Source organism: uncultured Bifidobacterium sp. (assembly GCF_963540075.1).
Classification (GTDB): domain Bacteria; phylum Actinomycetota; class Actinomycetes; order Actinomycetales; family Bifidobacteriaceae; genus Bifidobacterium.
This window is the reverse complement of the sequence record NZ_CAUTOG010000087.1, coordinates 1-2,507: the sequence shown is the minus strand read 5'-3', so window position 1 is coordinate 2,507 and position 2,507 is coordinate 1. Positions and strand designations below refer to the sequence as shown.

The following is a 2,507-nucleotide window of genomic DNA, read 5'->3' as shown; positions in this document are numbered from 1 at the left end:
GGACGGACTCACGAGCGCGGGCACACGGATTCGACGCCTTCCGCGTCCCATCGCATCCGGCGCCACCGAATGCGGCGCATCAGGCACCCCCTTCTCGCGGTCGGACCCTGATTCCGGTCACCCCGGTCACGGCGAAGGCACCCATCCCCCGACGATCCTGGCATGCAGAGCGTGGAGAGTCCCCTGACGCCTGGGCTTGTCGAGTTCGCATTCCCAGACCACGAAGACCCGCCAGCCGGCGGCCTCGAGTTCAGCAATCTGACGCCTGTCACGGTTGCGGTTCCGGGTGAGCTTCGCCGTCCAGAAGTCGACATGCGACTTGGGGATGACGCATTTCGCGCAGCCCTCATGCATATGCCAAAAGCATCCGTTGACGAAGACCATCGCCTTCCACTTGGGCAGCACGACGTCCGGATGCCCCGGATACCGCCGGTCGTTCTTGCGGAAGCGCAGGCCACGCGAGAACAGGAAGCGGCGGACCATCACCTCGATCGAGGTGTCTCTGCCGCGGATATGCGACATCGTGTAGCTGCGCGTCCCGCGTTCGAAACGTTCGACGCGGGCGCCGGCCCTGGCGTACGATGACGTCGCAGGCACCGGCGTCGCATGGGGCGTCTTCGCGCGGGTCGCCACGGAACCGGAACGCGACGCCGAAGGCGGTCCCCCGGACACACGCGCCCCCTCGGTCTTCGCCTTCGTCGCGGACGACGCGCTTCCTCTGCTGGACACGGCTCCCCATTATGCCCGCCGAGGCCGGATCGGAATCCCCGCGACCTGTTCTGGTCAACGACGACCGTCTCCTATGCCGCATCCCGTGCGATGGCACACCCTGTTAGTGTCACTATGACACTAAGTCCTAGGCTCGGGACTCGGAACGAAAAATCGGCCACTGCATCATGACGAGCGGCAGATCGCCCACACGACGAACCAGCGGATAGGAGGAGGGATGAGGCCCTCGGCGAACGTCTCCGAACGCGCGCAGGAGCCACCGGACATCGGCGTCTCCGTCGTCATTCTCGCCCTCGACCGCACGGACTCTCCCGACGCCAGACCCACGCTACGCATTCCGCTGGTGCGCCGCATACGGCAGCCCTTCCTCGGCGCCTGGGCGCTTCCCGGGTCCCGGCTCCGACAGGGCGTCTCACTGGAGGCCGCCGCCTCGGACGCCCTGCTGTCCACGACGGGCCTCGACGCGCGCTATCTCGAGCAGCTCTACACCTTCGGCGACCCGGGGCGCTCCTCAAGCGGGCTTCCCATGGTGTCCATCGCCTACTGGGCGCTGATCGACGCCGACGAGGCGAAGGGCGTTCACGAGGCCGAGAACGTCCAGTGGTTCCCCGTCAGCGCCCTGCCGCCACTCGCCTTCGACCATGGCCGAATCCTCGACTACGCGCTCGGCCGCGTACGGGCGAAGGTCGGCTACACCGACATCGCCACCCGTCTCGTGGGCGAAACCTTCACGCTCAGCCGGCTGCGACGGGTCTACGAGGCGATTCTCGACCGCACGCTCGACCCGCCGAACTTCCGCCGTGGCATCCTCGCCACCGGAATGCTCGAAGCCACCGGGGAACGCCTCGCCGAGGGACGACACCGTCCGGCCGCCCTGTACCGCTATGCCGCGCGGGGTGCCGCTCACCCGTCGCTACGGCCGATGACGTCGCGGCCGACGCAAACGGACGTCACGCGCGTCGTCGCCACCGACCCCGCCACTACTTCGCACGGCACGCCCACGCACGGCACATCCACACACGACCGCGCACGCGCATTCGCACCCCCGGACCCTTCCGCGCGGACCACTCCGCTCGCGCAGACCGCCTCACCCTCATCCAAGGAGACAGCATGACATCCGTCGACGCCATCATCGAACGGCTCGGAGCCACCCGCACCTGCGACTCCGGACTCACCCGCGAGCCCTGGAGCTTCGACTCCGTCCGACCCGGATACGGCCCCGGCGCCTCGGCACGCGACCGCTTCCCCCGCAACTCACCGCGTCAGACGCCGCTGCCCGAGGAGTACACCCGGGCCACGGCCGCCGAACTGCAGGACCGCATCCTCGAGGCGCGCCACCGGCTGGGTGACCGCGCGCTCATCCTCGGCCACTACTACCAGCGCGACGAGATCATCGTCCACGCCGACTTCGTTGGAGACTCCTTCCAGCTCGCGCGCAACGCCGCCACGCGTCCCGACGCCGACGACATCGTCTTCTGCGGCGTGCATTTCATGGCGGAGACGGCCGACATCCTCTCCACCGACCGTCAGAACGTCATCCTGCCGAATCTCTCCGCCGGCTGCTCCATGGCCGACATGGCCGACATCGACCAGGTGGAACGCTGCTGGTCACGGCTCGAGGAGGCCTGCGGCACGGCCGCGGCCGCCGACGGACGCCAGCAGATCGTTCCCGTGACGTACATGAACTCCTCGGCCGCTCTCAAGGCCTTCTGCGGCCGCCACGGCGGCATCGTGTGCACGAGCTCCAACGCCCATGCCGTGCTCGACTGGGCCTTCGC

General features: G+C 68.3%; 3 protein-coding genes. 2 read left to right on the top strand and 1 reads right to left on the bottom strand.

The genetic code is table 11. From position 1 onward, the window contains the following. Positions 1–126: 126 nt before the first annotated feature. Positions 127–597 carry a very short patch repair endonuclease gene (locus RWX87_RS06785; protein ID WP_314688844.1) on the bottom strand — a complete coding sequence of 157 codons (471 nt, stop codon included), beginning with the start codon at positions 595–597 and terminating at the stop codon, positions 127–129. Between the two features lie 349 nt (positions 598–946). Here RWX87_RS06785 and RWX87_RS06780 point away from each other — a divergent pair, with 349 nt between their 5' ends. Together RWX87_RS06780 and nadA are read left to right on the top strand one after the other, a co-directional pair. Then, positions 947–1,843: an NrtR DNA-binding winged helix domain-containing protein gene (locus RWX87_RS06780; protein WP_314688842.1), complete on the top strand. Its 897-nt coding sequence runs from the start codon at positions 947–949 to the stop codon at positions 1,841–1,843. Continuing rightward, a partial coding sequence (gene nadA, locus RWX87_RS06775) for a quinolinate synthase NadA (protein WP_314688841.1) occupies positions 1,840–2,507 on the top strand: 668 nt, incomplete at its 3' end. The genes RWX87_RS06780 and nadA, both read left to right, overlap by 4 nt.